Origin of the sequence: Pedobacter cryoconitis, assembly GCF_014207135.1 — a bacterium.
Taxonomy (GTDB): domain Bacteria; phylum Bacteroidota; class Bacteroidia; order Sphingobacteriales; family Sphingobacteriaceae; genus Pedobacter; species Pedobacter cryoconitis_D.
In genome coordinates this window covers 143,106-163,767 of record NZ_JACHCC010000013.1, presented here as the reverse complement: position 1 = coordinate 163,767, position 20,662 = coordinate 143,106, and the positions used below count along the sequence as shown (strand labels likewise).

Annotated in this window: 14 protein-coding genes; 4 read left to right on the top strand and 10 right to left on the bottom strand. The window is 42.1% G+C overall.

What is annotated here, in order from left to right; all coding sequences use genetic code 11:
• Nucleotides 1-17: 17 nt before the first annotated feature.
• The 5 genes from HDF25_RS22340 to HDF25_RS22320 all read right to left on the bottom strand — a co-directional run bounded on the left by HDF25_RS22340 (nt 18) and on the right by HDF25_RS22320 (nt 11,994).
• Nucleotides 18-3,293 carry a tail fiber domain-containing protein gene (locus HDF25_RS22340; protein ID WP_184628619.1) on the bottom strand — a complete coding sequence of 1,092 codons (3,276 nt, stop codon included), beginning with the start codon at nt 3,291-3,293 and terminating at the stop codon, nt 18-20.
• Between the two features lie 4 nt (nt 3,294-3,297).
• Entirely contained in the window at nt 3,298-8,715 is a 5,418-nt protein-coding gene (locus tag HDF25_RS22335) for a beta strand repeat-containing protein (RefSeq protein WP_184628618.1), read from the bottom strand.
• Between the two features lie 656 nt (nt 8,716-9,371).
• Nucleotides 9,372-10,118 carry a hypothetical protein gene (locus tag HDF25_RS22330; RefSeq protein ID WP_184628617.1) on the bottom strand — a complete coding sequence of 249 codons (747 nt, stop codon included), beginning with the start codon at nt 10,116-10,118 and terminating at the stop codon, nt 9,372-9,374.
• 69 nt (nt 10,119-10,187) lie between these two features.
• Nucleotides 10,188-10,928 (bottom strand): LytR/AlgR family response regulator transcription factor, encoded by a 741-nt coding sequence (locus HDF25_RS22325; RefSeq protein ID WP_184628616.1) that lies wholly within the window; start codon nt 10,926-10,928, stop codon nt 10,188-10,190.
• Nucleotides 10,897-11,994, bottom strand: a complete 1,098-nt coding sequence (locus HDF25_RS22320; protein WP_184628615.1) for a sensor histidine kinase — start codon at nt 11,992-11,994, stop codon at nt 10,897-10,899. Before HDF25_RS22320 ends, HDF25_RS22325 begins: the two co-directional genes overlap by 32 nt.
• A gap of 188 nt (nt 11,995-12,182) precedes the next feature.
• Between HDF25_RS22320 and HDF25_RS22315 the strand changes: the two genes are divergently transcribed.
• From HDF25_RS22315 to HDF25_RS22300, 4 genes are read left to right on the top strand one after another with little or no spacing between them, the layout of a single operon-like run.
• Entirely contained in the window at nt 12,183-13,517 is a 1,335-nt protein-coding gene (locus HDF25_RS22315; RefSeq protein WP_184628614.1) for a TolC family protein, read from the top strand.
• Between the two features lie 3 nt (nt 13,518-13,520).
• Nucleotides 13,521-14,768: an efflux RND transporter periplasmic adaptor subunit gene (locus tag HDF25_RS22310; RefSeq protein ID WP_184628613.1), complete on the top strand. Its 1,248-nt coding sequence runs from the start codon at nt 13,521-13,523 to the stop codon at nt 14,766-14,768.
• Nucleotides 14,765-15,511: an ABC transporter ATP-binding protein gene (locus HDF25_RS22305; protein ID WP_221450998.1), complete on the top strand. Its 747-nt coding sequence runs from the start codon at nt 14,765-14,767 to the stop codon at nt 15,509-15,511. Before HDF25_RS22310 ends, HDF25_RS22305 begins: the two co-directional genes overlap by 4 nt.
• 10 nt (nt 15,512-15,521) lie before the next feature.
• Nucleotides 15,522-16,742, top strand: a complete 1,221-nt coding sequence (locus HDF25_RS22300) for an ABC transporter permease (protein ID WP_184628612.1) — start codon at nt 15,522-15,524, stop codon at nt 16,740-16,742.
• Between the two features lie 18 nt (nt 16,743-16,760).
• Here HDF25_RS22300 and moaCB read toward each other — a convergent pair whose 3' ends face one another.
• From moaCB to glp, 5 genes are read right to left on the bottom strand one after another with little or no spacing between them, the layout of a single operon-like run.
• A complete protein-coding gene (gene moaCB / locus HDF25_RS22295; RefSeq protein ID WP_184628611.1) occupies nt 16,761-17,672 on the bottom strand; it encodes a bifunctional molybdenum cofactor biosynthesis protein MoaC/MoaB in 912 nt (303 codons plus the stop codon).
• A complete protein-coding gene (locus tag HDF25_RS22290; protein ID WP_184628610.1) occupies nt 17,672-18,115 on the bottom strand; it encodes a molybdopterin synthase catalytic subunit in 444 nt (147 codons plus the stop codon). Before HDF25_RS22290 ends, moaCB begins: the two co-directional genes overlap by 1 nt.
• Before the next feature lie 4 nt (nt 18,116-18,119).
• Nucleotides 18,120-19,229, bottom strand: a complete 1,110-nt coding sequence (gene moeB / locus HDF25_RS22285; protein WP_184628609.1) for a HesA/MoeB/ThiF family protein — start codon at nt 19,227-19,229, stop codon at nt 18,120-18,122.
• 1 nt (nt 19,230) lies between these two features.
• A complete protein-coding gene (locus HDF25_RS22280) occupies nt 19,231-19,464 on the bottom strand; it encodes a MoaD/ThiS family protein (RefSeq protein WP_184628608.1) in 234 nt (77 codons plus the stop codon).
• Between the two features lie 15 nt (nt 19,465-19,479).
• Nucleotides 19,480-20,658 carry a gephyrin-like molybdotransferase Glp gene (gene glp, locus HDF25_RS22275; protein ID WP_184628607.1) on the bottom strand — a complete coding sequence of 393 codons (1,179 nt, stop codon included), beginning with the start codon at nt 20,656-20,658 and terminating at the stop codon, nt 19,480-19,482.
• Between the last annotated feature and the right edge of the window lie 4 nt (nt 20,659-20,662).

Sequence of the window (20,662 nt, the reverse complement as noted above, 5' to 3'; positions counted from 1 at the left end):
CTGCTGTCCTAATTTTATTATTGCATTCTTTTCAGGATACTGTTAATCTGTTCCTGCTGCTGATTCATGCGAATCTGCAATTCATCAATTTTTTGCTCCTGTTCTTTTACTGCCTGGATCAACATACCGGTAAGCTGAGTATAATCAACTTTTAAAAAGCCGTCTTTACCTTTGGTTACCATTTCAGGATATATCTTTTGCAGTTCCTGGGCAATCACCCCGATTTTCTGTCCCGCAGCATACTTGTGCTGGTCCTTATATTCAAATCTTACTCCTCTTAACTGATCTATTTTCTGAAGTACATTTCCCAGGGTTTCAATATTGGTCTTCAGTCTCCTGTCTGATGGGGTATAAAGATTTCCATTAATCGTTAAGTCCTGGCCAAAACTGGCATTTCCCTGCGTGTCAAAAGTCACTCCCTTTCCATCTGCTCCATCATTACTTATGGCAAATACCGATAGCTTGATATTCTCTGTTGCCCTGTGGTTACCCAGGTTATCTTTTGCATTAGCTCCCGCAGTCAGTAATCCTGCATCAACATATTTTTTTGTAGCCGCATCCTGATCCGCTAAAGGATCAACCAGATTAGTCAGTTTAAAATTACCCATGGATACATCCGCCTGAGCCGAACCGAACCCACTGAGTGGAATTACATTTTTTGGTGTAGACACTGCAACGCCAGCAGAATTACCTACGTACAGTTGCTGGTCGGCCAGCTTATTGTCCATCGGTACCCACGATGTACCATTATAAACATATAAGCGGTTATCAGCTGTATTGTAATAAGTATCCCCGGCAACAGCAGTACCTGGTGCAGTTGGCCCAACTGGTATTTTTGAAGATTTGGAATCCACATATTTTTTAGTGGCAGCATCTTGATCCGCAGCAGGATCAGCCAGATTGGTAATTTTGAAATTTGCTGTCCCGTTACCCAGAGAAATATCTGTTGTTGCAGTACCGAAATCACTTAGAGGAACAGCATTTTTAGCAATATCTACAGCCTTATTAGTTGCATCCCCTACCAGGATATGATCGGTTGGTAAAATGATTGATCCTACAGATGAAGTCTTTGTATCCACATAGTTTTTAGTGGCCGCATCCTGGGCAAACAATGGTTCCGCCAAAAAGCTGATCCCATACTGCGTAGCCGCATCACCCATATAAATATTGTCAGTTGCTTTAGCAAATCCACTGATTGGGATTAGTTTTTTTGCTGTTGCTTCAGCTTTTCCCCCTGCATTACCCACAAAGAAATTCCCCGCTGGTAAAGCCAGAAGAGAAGCCGGAGTTTTGAAAAGATCATCCACATACTTTTTGGTGGATGCATCTGCATCGGCTAACGGTGCAGCTACATTATTCAGTAAGAATCCACCTATAGAAATATCAGTAGCTGCTGCCGCGAAGCCACTTAAAGGAATAGTACTTTTAGCTACATCTGCCGCTTTTCCAGTGGCATCTCCAATGAAGAAATTCCCCTTGGTCAGTGTAAGACTTGCCGGACTGATAACCTTCTTGTCTACATAATTTTTAGTTGCCGCATCCTGTACAGCTACCGGATCTGCAAGGTTATTAATTTTGAAACCACCCACAGAGACATCAGTTGCCGCAGCTCCGAATTCACTCCATAAGATTGTATTTTTTGCTACTGCTACCGCAGTACTGATATCACTTCCGACAAACATATTTCCTTTTGGAAGATTCAGGTTTGCTGGTGCAAATACATGTGTATCTACATAATTTTTAGTAGCGGCATCCTGTCCGGAGGCAGGATCGGCCATATTGATAATTTTAAAATTAGGTCCTAATGCTCCTGTCCCCATAGATACATTTGCATAGGCCCTGTCAAACCCACTGATCGGGATCATATTTTTTGCAGTTGCCGTAGCCTTACTCGAAGAGTTACCTACAAAAAAGTTATTTAATGGCAGAGACAAAAGACTTGGCGAGGAAAACAAAGCATCTACATATCCTTTAGTTGTCGCATCAGAAGGACCTGTAGGGCTTGCAATATTTACAATTTTATAATTTGTTGTCCCATCTCCGAATGAGACATTGTCAGTAGGAATGGCAAAACCACTTAAAGGGATATTGGCCTTATCCAGTTTTTCATCTGTTACAGCATGGTCTTTAATTAATAATCTTCCCGATGCATTAAGTGTAGCATCCCCTGCCAGTGTAACCCCGCTTGCAATATTAGAACTATTTCCAACAAAAACCTGTCCGGTACGCAGGCTCAGATCAATCGGTACCCAGGCTGTACCATTATAAACATAAAGCTTATGGTCTGAAGTATTGTAAAATAAATTGCCCTCCTTAACTACCGTTGCCGAAGGATCAGGATTAACACTTCCTGAAGGATTTGAACCATTAGTAGAAACCTCTACCCATTTCCCGTTTTTATCATAAACATATAAAATGTTCTGATCAGTATTAAAGAACATATCACCAGGCTTGGATTGCGTTGGCAAGTCTGTTCCCGGACCACCTGGGATAGACGAGCTACTGATCACTTTCCACTTATTATCCCCGCCCATCATATAGAGCTTCATCTCTCCTTTGACAAAAAACACATCCCCATATTTTGAAGAAGTTGGCAAAGCCGCCAGAGTTTTTGGCTGAGCCCAGCTTGAGCCATCAAAAACATAATATTTACTATCCCAGTAAGAAGTAAAGATATCCCCTTTTGTTCCCGGATCAGCTGAAGATGGTGGATTAGCATATTCCGTACGGATACCACCCGGAGGAATACTTTTCCAGCCATCACTGGTTAACTGATACAGTAACTGATCTCCTGAATTAAAAATGATATCCCCAACTGTTCCCGTGGAAGATGGAAGTGCATCTCCCGCAGTATAATTTGGTATAGCTGTATTGATCGCCAGTATCGCCGTATTTGAAGCACTGGTCAGTGCAGCTGCCGGTGTATTGATCGTTGTCAGCGGAAATCCCCGCGGACTTGGCCTGTAAATCAGCCCCAGACCAATTCCCGGAGGAATACCATCAAAAGCTTTCGAAGTTGTATTGATATTTGTCCCATCAATAGTGACATCTACAATTTCGAAGGTATTTCCACTTTTATCAATGATTTGGTCACCTTTACGTACCTGATTAGCATTAAACATATTTGCAGCATCAGAAAACGATCCGTTAATATAATAGACATTGGGTTCCTGTCCGGTATTGATAAACAGAATATTGAACTGACCGTTAAACTGAGTTATTGTTTGTGATTGACTTCGAAACGTACAAATCATTAAAAATAGAACAGCTGCATAAACTTTAAATGCTTTCATATGATTAAGGTCTTACTGTGATAAAAAAACCAAGTGATCCTGTGTGGTTACTGATATTATTTGTCTGCAGATTAATCGTTCCACCCGAATATCCCTGTAGTGTAAAACCAAAGTTGGTACCACCCATCATCGTTACTGCATTCACAACCGGTGATGCAGAGTTGATATCGATAATCTGAACAACAGGTACGACTAAATCATCCGGTCCGTTATTCCAAAGCGCATTCTTATCTGTAATAATAATATTCATGAAGGCCTGACTGCCCAGTTCTGAATAGCTGGTTTTGACTTTAAAATAATCTAAGGTTACACCTGTCGGAATCACTACAGTAACTGTATTACCAGATAAAGTAGCTGTTACACCCGGGCCTGTTGCCCTGATAAAGTATTTCTTATTGTTCAGATAATAAGTAATCAATGAACTACCTCCGGAAGCCGCCGGCGTTACCCAGCTGGCCTTTGAACCATCAGCGCTTACCGTTAACACTTTGTTCGCATCAGTAGCCTGTACGATATCATCAATCTTATCCAGTTTAGATTTATCTGTATTTGGCATCAGACCGGCTGCAACTGCTGTTGCTCCCGGAATAATAACCGCTTTTCCGGGAGTAGTCGGCGTAATTGTTCCCTGGGTCGGCGCAGCAGTATAAGTTAAATCTGTAGTACCTCCGCCACCTCCAGCGGTTGCCCAGGTAAATCCACCGCTTCCGTTTGAAGAAAGCACTTGTCCTGCAGTCCCGTTTGCTGTAATGTTATTCAGTTTAGTGGCAGTGATCGTTTGATTGGCTATATCAGCCGCAACGATAGTTCCGTCCAGAATATGAGAAGAAGTCACTTTATTAACACCAATGGTAGTCGTTATTGCGCCAAAACCACTGCCATTTACATCACCCGAAAGGATGATGTTCTGATCTCCTGTATTAGTACCAGAAAGGTTACTTCCACTGATGACTCCTGCCGAGACCACAGAAGTTGGTCTGATATCTCCCAGCGCCAGTGTAATTGCCGGTGTTGTTGTCGGATTAGAAACTGTCCCACTGATTCCGTTAGCGGAGACCACAGATACACTATTTACTGATCCGCCACCACCACCAGTCGCTGCATTCAGTGTATTCCCTGAGAAACTTAAACCAGTACCCAGCGTAATTTCACTGACCCCTGTTCCCGACGCACCTGATCCTAATAATTTATTAGGGGTCATAGCCTGCATTTTAGCATAAGTCACCGCATTAGGGTTAATAGCCACTGTATTTTTAGCTGTAGTAGTCACATCACCTGATATCGGTGCATTGGTATCTACAGTTCCCGCTTTACCGGTAATATCTGTTTGGTCTCCTGTATTAGTACCTTTCAGATTACTTGCACTCATAGTTCCCGTTGTAGAAATCGCTCCTGTAGCTGTGACAGATATAGGTTTGATATCTCCTAAAACCAATGTAATCGCTGGTGTGGTAGTTGGTGTAGCCACAGTACCACTAATCCCGTTTGCATTCACAATCGAGGTTGAAGTTACTGTTCCACTACCGCCACCGCCAACCGGGGTAACCCAGCTTGCTGCTGTACCACCACCATTTACTGTTAGAACCTTGCTGGCATCAGCAGCTGTAAATGCTGGAATCTTACTGTCAACATATGTTTTTGTTGCTTTTTCCGTCGGAAATTTAGTATCCGAATTACTGGCCAGTGTGCCATCAGTACTTTTGTTTGAAGAGTTTTCTTTACCAACCACTGTCGCATTCGCACTTACCCTTGCATCAGTATAGTATTTATTCCCTGCTTCTGTTACCTGGTCAGTATTATAGTCACCAGCTGCAGCGGCAACTGCGCCTGTTCTGCCAAATACAGTTGAGATCGTACTGCTACTGCTTACTTTATCCCAGGTTGTACCATTTGAAATTACCCAGTCACCCAGCCCAAGAGATAAACCCTGTTGCGTTCCGGCTGCCGTAACTACAAAATAATAACCCTTATTAGAACCAGAAGGAGAAGCCAGTGCAGGTGAATTGGTGACCGCGTTATAAGTGCCTTGATAAGTTACAGCGCCTGTTAAAGAATTTGGTAAATATTTAGTATCAATTTTACCTGATGCATCCAGCGGGGTTACACCCGATGGTGCACCTTTATCCGATGTATTTATTTTTCCATTTAATGCTGCCAGTGTAGCATCACTTACAATTTTATCCTTATCTGCTGTATTCTGTACATTACCCAGACCTAAATTTGCTCTGGCACCCGGCGCATCTGTTGCACCTGTTCCGCCATTTACGATAGCCACAACACCCGTTACATTAACCGCAGTAGTTGCTGATCCTGCAGTTGTAGCCGTAGTTGCGTTCCCCAACAGATCTGCTGTAATTTTACCAGCAGAAAAGTTGCCGCTGTTATCTCTTTTGACAATTGTGTTTGGTGTATTAACCGCTGTCGCTGCATTTGCGAGCGTTACGCCGTCTTTAATCACACCAGCAGTTACACCACCTACAAAGTTTACCTGTGGCACATCTGCAGTTCCACCCAGATCACCCGTCAGCTTTAATTTTCCTTTAGTGATGGCATCTGCATCAGGTACAGCACCAGCCCCTATTTCCGCCGCTTTTACCGCTGCAGCAACAGTTTTATCAACATAAGTCTTTGTTGCTTTTTCTGTTGGGAATTTAGTATCTGAATTACCGGAGAAAGTATCATCTATACTTTTATTGGCGGTATCCTCTTTCTGGTCTATTCCAAGATCGGTTTTTAAAACCGCTGGCGTAACCTCGATTAAAGTAGTTGCATTTCCTGCCTTAATATAATTTCCTGCAGTATATGATCCGATACCTGTTCCTCCATTTACAACCGGAAGTATACCAGTCAGTGAGCCAGCAGTGATAGGTCCCCAGGTTCCATCTCCGCGAAGGACAGTTGTTCCGTCAGCAGTACCCGTAGTTTTCAATGCACCGACAGGAATAGTTCCGTTTCCGAAAAGACCGGACTTGATAGTTCCGGTAGTCAGGTTATCCGCATTGGTTTGATCCAGGTTTTTAACATTATCTAAAGACAAAATTGATTTAACAGTTAATGCAGTCAGGCCTGTCGGCACTGCATCTGTTGTTCCGATGTTTCCCAGAATTGTATTCCCAGGGATCGTAGCCAGACTTAAAGTAGCATTCCCAGTCAGGGCACCACCAGCCAGACCAGCTCCTGCAGTTACGCCAGTAATACCACTGCTACCAGAACTGATTGCAGATAGTACGCCACTGCCATCAATACTAAGGTTTGCACCTATTTTAACACCCCCCAATACAGAAGCCGAAGCAACAGGCAGACTATAATTAGTCAGCCCATCCAGTTTAGCTTTATCAGCAGGATTCATTAATCCGGGAGTAGCTGGTGTTGCAACCGGAACATTCGCAGATAATACACCACCGCTTAAACTGATTCCTGATCCGACAGTCAGATATTCAGGGCTTCCAGTACCGGCAGAACTTCTTCCGATAAGTGAATTAGCTCCCATATCTGCCATTTTTGTAAGCATTACAGCTTTGTCAGCCAATCCCAGCTGTGTTGTGTTACCATCACCCGTTAAAGTTCCGTCATGTTTAACCGCAGTTAAACCACCACCAGCTGAAGTCGTGATTTTCCCCTGTAATTCTTCTAATGCAGCCTGAACATTGGTTGAGATCAAAGCCCCATTTGGCGTTACCGGCACTGTAAGTGCAATCTGATCACCTGTGTTTGTATTGGTTACGTTATTAATTAAAGTAAGCTGGGCATCTGTTATATATCTCTTATTTGTAGTTTCTGCAATATCAGCAGTCGTCGCATCTTCACCTCTGATCACTAAACCATTGACATCGTAGGTTATTTTTGTTTTAGTTGCAGCCGTCACCGGTGCATTCGCATTTATTTTTTTATCCAGTTCAGTTCTTGTCGCATCGCTGACTGGTTTATTGATATCCGAAGTATTATCTACATTTCCCAGTCCTAAATTCGTCCTTGCATCAGGGGCATTATTTGCACCGGTACCACCATTTACAAGACCAACTATCCCAGTCACATTACGTGCAGTCCCATCAATATTACCCGTTGCATTTCCGATATTTGGTGCAATCAATGTTGGTGAATTCGCTAAAACCACAGCTCCCGAACCTGTTGTCGGCGCGGCAGTAATTGCACCAGCCGCCCCCATTAAAACTCCGTTAACAGAAGTTCCCAGAGTGATATTAGGAGTAGTTGAAGGATTAATCACCGAACCTGTTAAACCATTTGCTGAGGTTACAGCCACCGAAGTCACTGCACCTGTACTGCTACCACTGCCATTTGCTGCGGCAGTAATTCTTCCCTTTGCATCTACGGTAATATTTGCAGAGTTATATACACCCGGAACAACTCCCGAATTGGCCAATCCCAACGGGCTACCCAGGTTCCCAAGTCCAGTAAGCGTGGCATCATGAGCCACAAGGCCACCGCCGCTTCCACCACTTAATAAAGAGAAAAGATCTACCTGGCTGTTTCTTGGTCCGGAGATAGAAAGCACTGTTCCCACCAGACTTAAAGACTGATTAAGATCTGCAAGACTTACCGAATTACCTCCTTTAACAGATAAATTATAAGCCGCATCAAAACTCAGGCTTGGCGCTTGTCCAGGTTGTCCCGGGACAGCTGGTCCTGTGAATAGGTCATCTACATATTTCTTTGTTGCCGCATCCTGATCTTTTGTCGGTGTAGCCAGATTAGTTATTCTGTATCCTCCCAAGGACACATGTTTAACTGGTGCCCCGAAACCACTCAGTGGAATATTTGTTTTATCCAGGTCTACGTCAGCAATCGTTCCATCTGCAATTTTTGCCGAAGTAACAGCCTTGTCCGCCAGATCCAGCGTAATGTCCTTCAATACCGCTTCCTGACCATTACCAATCAGGATTGTACCACCCGATGTGACTGTTTTCCCGGTTACGGGCAAAGAATTCCCCGGAAGTCCAGGATCCCCTTTCGGACCTACCAGCAGAATTCCTGAAGAAGGCCAGTTTCCTGATGCTTTAGGTCCATATAACGTATTTGTACTGGTATTCAAATAGAAATCACCATTTGAACCCATATTTGACGAAGGAGCAACGTTTCCGTTTAAGATCGTATTTCCGCTCGTTCCATTACCTCCTGAAGTTAACTCAGAGTTATTTACCAGTCTTTGCCACTGTCCATTATTGTAGAAATAAAATCCCGGTAAACTATTAGTCTGATAAATTAATAAACCATTGGCAGGATTATTGATATCGTTACGTTGTGTAAGCGACAATCTTGGGATAAGGAGACCTTTTGAGGTAGACAGTACTTCCAATTGGGCACTGGCGTCGGGAACGTTAGTACCTATTCCAACCTGAGCTTTAGCACCGAATGCAAACAGCAATCCGATAAGCATAGCGAAATGCTTAACTTTTTTGTTCATGAGCGTATTGTATAAAATAGTAGAATATATTTAAACCAAAAAACAGGAAACAAGCATAAACGGGCCCGCTCAGCTATAGAGCACACCCTTTATTCATCTTCTTATTTGGTTTCTATTAATAACTTAAAATTGCGACTGGGAATCTTCTGAAACATCACACCGTTCAGGTGGAATGAAGAGGTTCGGAGAGAGACCGTTTCTGTTGTACTTTAGATGGTTTTTCATTGCTGGAAATATATTTACTTAATATCATTTAAGCATTGAACATTTGTATTTCAGAGCCCATAGGTAAGCCAGTATCTACAAAAATCTGTCAATTTGGGAGCTAATCTACCATTCCGAAACGGAATTTAATTGCACTAAAAGCAAAATTATCCAAACATTAAGCAACTTAATTACATAATTAACTGTGTATCAGTTAATTAATTTTTTAATATATTCTGAAAAGAGATTGAAAAATACCTAATTACACTGCTTAAATACCTTATTATGGGTATAATAATTTAGAGAAAAATTATTACTTTCCCAAAACACAATAAAAGGTATATAGTAATTAAAAATAATATCCAGGTAATACTAATTTTACACCTTGATTATATTTTAAAACCAAAAGATAACAACCAGAAAAACAAATAGTTAAATAGTATATTTTTCTGTTAATCTTTCTTCTTCAGGCCGCCGGTATTAATTACCGCACCAATGCTGAAAATCGAGTTCCCTGCTGTCATATATTTACGGTTTTTCAGTCCCAGATTATAGCTGGTGGTATACTGTAACTGAACAGCTTTACTCAGGCGCATACGGGTAAAGAATATGGGTTCCACAAAGATGTTGTCTTCTTTGGGCTGCATAGCACCATTAATCAGAAACCGGCTCATACTTACGTGACTCACACGTATTGCAGTTCCATAATTTAAAGGGTAGTTGTTCCCGAAGAGATGGAAGTTTTTGTTCTTCTTAGAGCTATAGTTGAATTGCAAAAAGGTTTTATTATAATTAACCTGCTGAAATTCTGTATTCGTTAAAATATTATCATCATATGTTCTGAAAGTGCGGTTGGTTGTCCCTCTTCCAATACCCGCATATATTTCCAGGATCCTGTTATTCTCAGGACCGAAAGTATTAAAGTAACCCGCGCCAGCTTCTACCTGTTTACGGTTTATATCTTTACGGGTACGCTCATCCTTCATATACGCTCCCCCAGCCAAAACACCAATATGACTGGCCACAGCATAAGCCCCGTTAAAGTTGGCATCTCCTTTCAGATTGATATGCGCCCCCCCGCTAAATTCACCCTGTGTACTTAACATAGGTGTGTTGGGTACATTAGGTACATACACAGAAGAACAAGAAGCAAAAAAGAGGAGCGTTAACAGGAAGATTAACTTCAAAGGATTCGACATAGACTGACAGATTAGATCCTGCAAAATAACAATAATATTATTGCAGCAGGAGTCAACCCTACAATCTACTTACATCCAGCGACTTAGATAACTATTAAATGCTTCTTTGTATTGGTCTCCGACAGTAATGCTGAGAACCCCGATATGCAGACTGTTTTTAGTTACAGAATTCACTTTATCAAGAGAAACTATATAAGAGCGGTGAACCCGCATAAATATTTTAGAAGAAAGTTTTTGCTCCAGGACCTTCAGACTGGTCAGCGTCAGAATGGGGCGCTCAGTTTCTTCAAGGTACACCTTTACATAGTCTTTCAATCCCTCTATATAGAGGATGTCTTTAATAGCTACCTTAACCAGTTGATATTCAACTTTCAAGAATATATATTCTTCTTCCTGTTCCGCAGGAGCCGAAGCCGGGGCCTGTATGGGCCTGACTAATTCAGCATAAGCCCTTCCTTTGTTTGCAGCAATCAGGAACTCTTCGTAATTAAATGGCTTCAGCAAATAATCCAATGCGTCAACCTTATATCCTTCCAGCGCAAAATTATTAAAGGCGGTTGTAAATATAACCCTTGGCCCGCTACTGCCGGGCTGCCTGTCCAGAATTCTTGCTAACTGAATACCCGTCAGGTCAGGCATTTGAATATCCAGAAAGATCAGATCTATCTGCTGTTCATGGATCAATGTCAGGGCTTTTACCCCACTCGAAAAACTCCCTACTAAATTAAGAAACGGGGTTTGTTCAATAAAACTGCACACCAGCCCAAGGGCTAGAGGCTCATCGTCTACTGCTATGCAATTCAATATCATCAAGTACTAAGGTTAAATGAACAATAAACTCATTCGTATCTTCAGCTTTTTCAGCTGAAAAAGTATGTTTTCCCGGATACAACAGATCCAGTCGTCTTTTGGTGTTAGTCAGGCCTATTCCGCCATAATTATCCGCAATTTCTGCGTTTTCGGCAAAAATCGAATTCCGCACTGTCATATCCAGTGTATTATCCTCCATGCTCAGCTCTATAGCAATCACCGAAGGTTTCACTGAACTTACCCCGTGTTTAAAGGCATTTTCTATATAAGGAAGAAATAACATAGGCGCAATCTGTATATCATTGTTAATCAGAGGGCCTTCAAAAGTCACTTTAGTCGTATCATTCAGACGAAGCTTCATTAGTTCAATATAATCCACAATAAAAGACACTTCCTTACTCAAAGGTGTACTTCCAGCCTGCGTATCATATAAAAGGTAACGCATCATTCTCGATAATTTATGTAGTGCTTTGCGCGAGTTTTCTACATCCACATGTGTCAAAGCATAAATATTATTCAGTGTATTAAAGAAGAAATGAGGATTAATCTGTGCCTTTAAAAAGGACAGCTCCGAACCTATCTTCTCTTTTTCGAGGGCCTCTCTTAGTTGTTTATCAGACTGCCACTTCAAAATCATGGTGACACTTGTGCTGATACCAAAAATAAAAAGGGTTAACATCGCCAGAAAGATATCAAGTTTATCCTGCCGGCGCTGAAACTTTATTCCTCCTCCTCCCTTAAATGCTTTATCCAGCAACGCGGGTAAATGCAACGCATTATCCAGTGTTTTGGTTAACAAACCTGTAACAACCGAGATAATGACCATAGTAACTACAAATGTCATGATCTTATCCTTCAATAATAACCTGGGAACAAGGACATAACTGTTGAGATAAAACACAAACATGAGGATAAACAATATCACAAATTGCTTGACCCAGAACTGTGGCGGTATCACAATATTCCAGGATAAAGGAATATAAAAAAACAGCACAAAAGCAAACAGCATCCACAATAACAAATGGAGAAGTATGGTAATATAAGATCTGCTTTTAACCGGGTTCATCTAATCAGAAATTTAAGTATATTTAATGATGGACAAGGTAATCAACCTTAGGGCTTAGGTGCAAATCTTTCCGTCGTCCAGAAACTGTTCTTTGTCGGTATGTTTTCTCCTCCAGTCGATTATGTTTTTTTAACCTTGTAAATAAGCGTTAATTAGATCTGTTAAACCGGATTTTTATACTCAGCTATATGTCACAATTAACCATTAAAAATCTGCTCCTCTTATTTCTGGGATTCTCCTCTTTGAAGGGGTATGGCCAGGATACTACAGCTAAGCCTGTTCCGGTACTCTGGGACCTGGCAACCTGTCTTCAATATGCAAAGCAGAATAACATTCAGTTAAAAACACTGAGACTGACTACGGAAAGCTCAAAACAAGACCTTTTACAATCGAAATCGGCTTTGTTGCCAAATCTCTCTGGTTCTGCCTCACAATCCTTTAATCACTATAACCTGAATACTTCTGGTACAACAAATGCCATTAACTATTCCGGAGCCTATGGATTAAGTTCAACCTGGACCTTATACAGAGCAGGTTATCTGAAAACTGATATCAAACAAAAAGACCTTTCCGTTCAGTCGGCCAATTATGCTGTTCTGACAAGTGAGAATGATATTACTTTACAGATTACACAAGCTTATCTGAGTATCCTTGTCGACAAGGAAAGTATTATCTACAATCAGGACCTTGTTAAAACTTCAACCGCACAACTGGGGCAGACACAACGTAGTTACGATGTTGGTTCGTCGGCAAAAAAAGATGTTGCCCAGTTCCAGGCCCAGCTTGCCGGTGACAAGTATAATCTTACAGCGGCTCAAAATGCCGAACGTCAGGATAAAATAACCCTGAAACAATTGTTACAGTTACCCGCAACACACGATTTTGACATTGTTAAACCAGATACCGTAATCTCTGATCAGCGCATACCAGACCTGCAAACTGTACAACAGTATGCTTTACAGAACCGTCCCGAAGTTAAAAATGCTGAACTGGCAGTACGGATATCAGGTTTTGACCTCGATAAAGCAAAATCCGGTTATCTGCCGACTTTAACCCTGGGTGCCGGAATTGGTACAAGTTATGCCAACGACCCCACCTATAATGCATTCAGGCAGTTTGACAACAACTTTTATCAACAGGCAGGCTTAACTCTTTCTATCCCTATTTTTACGAACAGACAGAATAAAACCAATGTCGCAAAGGCGAAGATAGAAGTTGCACAATCTCAGCTGGCTCTTGAAAACACGAAAACTACGCTGGCACTAACTACGGAGAAAGCTTATATCACGGCCCAGAATTCACAGAATCAGTTTGTATCTGCTATTGAACAGTTAAAGTATAATACCGAAGTCTACCGGATAGCTACGCAGGAGCTAAAAATTGGTTCGGTCAATCTTGTTAACTTTTATCAGCAGAGAAATCTCTATGTGCAGGCCATGCAGGCTTATATACAAGCCAAATATAACGCTGCCCTGGCCGAAAGAATCTATGAATTTTATCTTGGAATACCCATTAAACTATAAGTCATGAAGTCTAAAAAAACAATCTTAATCATAGCCTCAGTAATTGTTTTAGCTGGTCTGGTTTGGTATTTCTTTCTAAGGAATAAGGATAAACCCGTTGTATTAACAACAGAAACACTGAGTAAAGGGGCAATTTCTACCAGTGTGACTGCGACCGGAACAATACAACCAGTAGATACTGTAATTGTAGGTACCCAGGTATCCGGAACAGTCTCTGCCTTATATGCAGATTTCAATTCTGTCGTAAAAAAAGGGCAGCTGCTTGCTGAACTGGATAAAACACTGATTATGGCAACAGTCGATCAGGCTAAAGCCGGGCTCGTACAGGCACAAAGTAATCAGGCTTACCAGGCAGCGAACTTTAACCGTCAGAAACAACTTTTCGAAACAGGATCTATCAGTAAGGCTGATTATGATATTGCCCTCAACACCTATCAGGTAGCCAAAGCTAATGTCAATAGCGCACAGGCACAGTTACGTGCCGCGGAAAGAAACTTATCCTTTACCCAGATCTACTCGCCTATCGATGGGGTTGTATTGGGCAGGAGCGTTAATATCGGCCAGACCGTGGCTGCAAGTTTCAATACACCAACAATCTTTACGATAGCCAAGGATATTACCAAAATGCAGGTACAGGCTAAGGTAGATGAAGCCGACATAGGTAATGTAGTCAAAGGGCTGAGAGCCAGTTTTACCGTGGATGCTTTTATTAACGATACTTTTAACGGAACTGTGAAAGAAATCCGGTTACAACCTTCTATTTCGGCAAACGTAGTGACTTATGCAACGCTGATTGACGCCCCCAATGATGACAAGAAACTAAAGCCTGGAATGACAGCTAATATTGTGATCTATACCAAAGAGATAAGTGACGCCTCACTGATATCTGTACAGGCTATCAAGTTTAATCCTGACTCCAGCCTGAAGAAACAATATCAGATTGTCCCTGCTCCCGAAAAGAAAAAAGAAGCTAAGGTGGGCAACAAAAATGCGATGAAGCCTAAAACCCCGGGTTCAATAAAAGCTGAAACAGTGAAAGTACCTGATAGCTATGTATGGTTACTGCAAGGGAATAAGCTGGTACAGAAAAAAATAAAAACCGGCCTGAATGATAATAACCATGTACAGGTACTGGATGGTTTAAGTACAAATGATGTGGTTATTACCGGAATGGAAAGTGCAGCAGCAGCCAATGCAGCGGCAGTAAAAAGTCCGTTTATGCCAACCAGACCAGGAGGAAAAAAACGATGAGCAACAAAATCCTAGAGATCCTGAACGTAAAGCGTGAATTTACGATGGGTACTGAAATTGTAAGAGCACTAAAAGGTGTTTCATTTGAAGTTAATTCAGGAGAATTCGTCACCATTATGGGAAGCAGCGGCTCCGGGAAAACCACTTTACTCAATATGCTCGGCTGCCTGGATAAACCGACAGATGGCATTTACATGCTCGATAAGGTGAATATCAAAGAGCTCTCCAGAGACGAACTGGCTAAATTGAGAAACAGAAAGATTGGTTTCGTTTTCCAGGCCTACAATTTACTGCCCAGGACTACAGCACTGGAAAACGTAGAACTACCTTTGCTTTATAACCCCACAGTCAGTACAAAAGAGAGAAAAGAAAGAGCTATTGCCGCTCTTCAGGCAGTTAAACTGGACGGCAGGTTTGACCACACACCAAATCAACTTTCAGGCGGACAGCAACAGCGTGTGGCTATTGCCAGGGCATTAGTTAACGAACCAGTAATGATTCTCGCAGATGAAGCGACCGGAAACCTGGATACCCGTACATCGTACGAGATTATGTCCCTCATGCAAGACCTGAACCAGAACGGCAGAACAATTGTGTTTGTTACGCACGAACCGGATATCGCCGGTTTCAGCAGCAGAACAATTACCCTGAAGGATGGAAGAGTTCAGAAAGATTCCATGAATACCAACAATCGTTCAGCAAAAGAGGCTCTGGCTTCGTTACCAGCTGCAGACGACTACTAAATCAGCTACCATGAAACTCCTCAATTTAATCAGATTAGCTATCAGAGCTTTGCAACGCAATAAATTACGTGCCTTATTGACTATGCTGGGTATTATTATAGGTGTAGCTTCAGTAATCACAATGATGTCCATTGGTGAAGGTTCTAAGGAAAGTATCAATGCTTCCCTGGCTAGTATGGGTTCTAATATGATTACCATCACCCCATATAGTAACGAACCCGGCGGTGCAAGACTGGGTGGAAGCAGCTTCAAAACTTTAACCATGAAAGATGTTGATGCCATGAGAAAAGATGCACCCGATATCTCCATCATTTCACCGCTGGCCTCTTCCAGCGGACAGGCGATCAACGGAGCCAGTAACTGGCCAACCAATATTCAGGGGGTCAGTCCGGAATATATGGACATCCGTAAACTGGTGATTAAGGATGGAATTATGTTTTCCGATCAGGATGTACGGGCTTCTGCAAAGGTCTGTCTGCTGGGAAAGACCGTAGTCGACAATCTTTTCCCTGGCGGAGAAGATCCAATTGGAAAAGTCATCCGTTTTGGCAATATCCCTTTTCAGATTATAGGGGTACTGGTTCCTAAAGGTTACAGTAATTTCGGACAGGATCAGGATGACTTGATCATCGCCCCTTATACAACCGTACAGAAAAGGATTACTTCCACTATTTATTTCGGGAGCATCTATGCCTCAGCAATTAACGAAGGGGCTTCAGATATTGCAGTTACAGAAATCAGTGCCATTTTAAGAGAAAGCCACCGTTTAAGAGACAATCAGGATAATGATTTCCAGGTCAGGACACAAGCAGAATTAATGACAATGATGAATTCTACAAGTAGTATGATGACTGCATTGCTCACTGCTGTAGCCAGTATTTCACTGGTAATCGGCGGGATTGGCATCATGAATATAATGTATGTTTCGGTTACAGAAAGAACACGCGAAATAGGACTGAGAATGTCTATTGGAGCCAGGGGGATCGACATCCTCCTTCAGTTTCTGATCGAGGCGGTCATGATCAGTATTACCGGCGGGGTAATCGGTGTGGTCATTGGTGTTTCAGCAGCTATAATCGTCCCCAAAATGTTGAACTGGCCAACGGTCATCTCAGAGTTTTCAATCGTAATCTCATTTGTGGTCTGCGCAGTTACAGGTATATTTTTCGGTTATTATCCAGCCTTAAAAGCCTCTCGTCTCGACCCGATTGAAGCCCTGAGATACGAATAAAACTCAGATGGTGTAAAACTAGTCGTGTTTTGCACCATCTTTTACTTTAAATACGTGTAAAACCGCAGGAAATAAAGCATCCATACTTTCTTCTGCTCCTTTTACTGAACCAGGTAAAGTGATAACGAGCGTCGATTGAATAAACCCGGCAACACCTCTGGACAACATCGCATAAGGGGTACGTGCCTGTCCATAACTCCTTGCGTTTTCCATCATTCCCGGAATTTCTCTCTCCAGCAGTGCTGCGATGGCATCCGGGGTCACATCCCTTGGAGATAAACCAGTACCACCAGTAAAAATCAACAAATCAAATTGCTGATCCACCAGCGATAGTGTTTTTTGCTGAATCTGTTCAAAATCATCAGGAACAATATCATAATAATTGGTTTCTATTTTATACTGCTCCAGCTTCTGTATAATCGCTTTACCTGAACCGTCTTGTTTTTCACCTGCGCTGACACTGTCTGAACAAACAATCACTGCACATTTAAACTGATCCTGTTCATCAGCCTTGTACTGGCTTTTCCCCCCGGATTTATGTTCAAGACGAATATTCTCAATTTCAATCCCTTTGTCTATAGGTTTAAGCATATCATAAATAGTCAGTGCAGTAACCGAAGCACCATGCATAGCCTCTACTTCTACCCCAGTCTTGTAAATAGTATGTACCTCTACGCGAATGATAATGTACAATCCGTCAATTTCATGGGAGATCGCGGTATATTCTATAGGCAGTGGGTGACAATCCGGGATAACATCACTTGTTTTTTTTACCGCGAATAAACCTGCAGCTCGCGAAAACTCAAAAACATCACCCTTAGGCACCTTTTTTTGAAGAATAGCTTCAATAGTCCGCTTGTCCGAAACTTTCAGTTTTGCCGTAGCAATTGCTTTTCTAAGTGTGTGTTGTTTAGCTGTGATATTGACCATTATTTATTTTCCTTCCATTGATGAGCTTCATTTGTCAGAATTTCCTTGCCCCAGACAGGGAGTTCAGCTTTAATCCGCTCTACCAGTTCATCACAGGCCTCCATTGCTGCTTTACGGTGTGGGGAAGAGCAGAACACAAAAAGACAGACCTGCCCGGCCGGTACCAGCCCCAGACTGTGATGCACATGTAAACAGCTAAGCGCATACTTCTCAAAAATGGCTTCCCGCATTTCATCCATTTTTTTTAGGGCCATTTCTTCATAAGCTGTATAATTGATCCCGGCAACCCGTTCTTCTCCAATCTCATCAGCACGCACCTGACCTAAAAAAATACTGTGCGCACCGATCGTTGTACTATGCTGATGTTTTTCAATGCTTTCTGCAATAAACTGAGCAGAGACTGCACCATTGACAAATATATTTTTAAGCTTTCTTTCCTTCATCAGGTTATGATTTCATCCGTAAAATTCCACCCTTCAGACTGTAAAATTCCTTTTCAGGATAAGCTTCCAGTAATAACTCTCCTGCAACTATACTTCGGATTCCCGAATGACAGAACAGGATAACCTTATCTCCTTTAATCAGCGGAATTTCACGTTTTAATTCAGATAGAGGAAGACTGATATACTCAAAACCAGATGCCGCGGGGAGTTCTCCCGGTTCCCGTACATCAATGATTGTAAAACTGTCCTCCTGCAAAACCTGATGAAACTCGTCCGGTCCCATTTCTTTCAGTTCCCTGTTCAGCGTCCTTATCCCGCAAAACCAGTTATAGTCCATCTTCATAAATGACGGTATATCCGAAGGCAAATCAGTTAAGTTCGGATCACCTGGTGAGAGTTTGATTTTATAGGTCTGGCTGGTATACAGATTATAAATCATCAGCTGATTGTATAATGTCTCTCCTGTTCCTGAAATTAATTTAATCGCTTCATTAGCCTGCATCATCCCAATAATTCCCGGTAAAACCCCTAAAACTCCTGCTTCAGAACAGTTCAGCACTTCACCCGGCTGGGGAGCCGCAGGAAAAACATCCCTGTAATTTACCTTTATACCAGACTCATCAGCTACATTAAAAACAGACACCTGTCCTTCGGTTTCAGACAATGCCCCATAAACCAAAGGTTTATTTAACAACACACAGGCATCATTGATCATATACCTGGTCGGAAAATTGTCCGATCCGTCAATGACGATATCAAATTCACTCAGAATTGATAGTGCATTCTGGTTATTCAACTGTACCGGATAGGTCAGAATTGTAATATCCGGATTGAATTCCCGCAATCTCTCTGCCGCACAGTTAACTTTGAGCGAACCTACATTAGCAACAGAATATAAAATCTGCCGGTGCAGATTACTCAGTTCAACCACATCATGATCTACGATACCTAATGTTCCTATCCCCGCAGCTGCCAGATACTGTAAAACAGGACAGCCCAGTCCACCGGCACCTATGACAAGTACTTTTGCCTGGAAGAGCTTTTCCTGACCGGTACGTCCAAAATCCTTCAGTAACATTTGCCGCTGATAACGGGCTTCTCCTTTTATATTCATTTTACCCTCCCGAAAATGGCGGCATTAAAGCAACAGTCATCCCGTCTGTTAACCATTGATTATCATGAATAATCATATGATTAACAGCGATCTGATAATTCAGTTGTTTTAGTGCCGGACATAATCCTTCCAATTGACTGCATACAGCATCTGTATCTGCAACCGCTTCCAGATGAAGACGTTCAGATCCCAAAAGTTCAGCAAGCCGTCCAAATAATAAAACCTCTATGTTCATTATAATATTAAAGCCTTAATCAGGAAAAAGATGAATAATCATTTTTTTTCCTGCATCAAATGTAGTTTCTTCCTCTGGTAGTTCAATCATACAATTCGCTTGTGCAAAAGAACTCATTCTAAAGGATTCCTGTGCATTTAAAGGTGTAACATTTCCATTTTCAAAATGGGCCTTCAAAAAATGCGTCAGACCTGCATTTTTTGAATATCCATGGGTTAAGATGGCTTCCTGGCACAGGAGTCCTCCCTGATCGCCATATAACTTGCGTAATGCAGGTAACACATACTGATAAAAACAGCTCAGTACAGAAGATGGATTACCAGGAAGACCAAAGATCACCTGATTCCCTTTCTTACCAAAATACAATGGTTTTCCAGGCTTTTGTTTCACCCGGTGAAAAACCTGTGTTATGCCCACCAGCTCTGCTGCTCTCAGCACAAAATCATAATCACCTACACTAACCCCCCCTGTAAGCAAAACGACTTCATGTTGCCCCAATGCCTCCTGTAAGACTGCTGTCAGTTCATCCAGTTTGTCATCTGCACTATAATAGCTGATTTCCGTGATTTGTGTCTGCCCTAAAGCCGCCGTTAAAGAATAAGAATTTGATTCATATACCTGGCCAAAAGTTAATTCTTTACCGGGCTGCTGTAATTCCTTCCCGGTAACAATGATACCAACAGATGGACGCTGATAAACCTCAATTTCAGTCTTTCCTATGCCAGCCAGGAATCCTATGGCCGCTGGAGTCAGCCTGCAGCCCGCTGACATTGCTAATGCCCCGTTTTTTATTTCTGCGCCTTTGTTTCTGACATTGGCCCCCCTGGTCAGTTGTGTATCCGGGATAGTCAGCCTGCCAGCTTCCACCTTTACCTTTTCCTGCATCACAACTGTATCTGCATGAACAGGTAAGGGAGCTCCTGTAAAAATACGTGCAGCCTGACCGGGTAATAAAACAGATTGATTTACTGAACCTGCCTGCATTTCACCACTGATCAGTAAATTCTTTTCGCGATCCTCGAAACGGATCGCATAACCATCCATAGATGATTGTTCAAATGCAGGAATATCAGTAATGGCATAAATATCATTACCCAGGATATGTCCGGCAGCATCTCTCAGAGATACCCGCTGAACTGGTAATGCATTAATTTGTTCTTGTATTAAATGTCTGGCCTGGTGTACCGAAATCATAGAG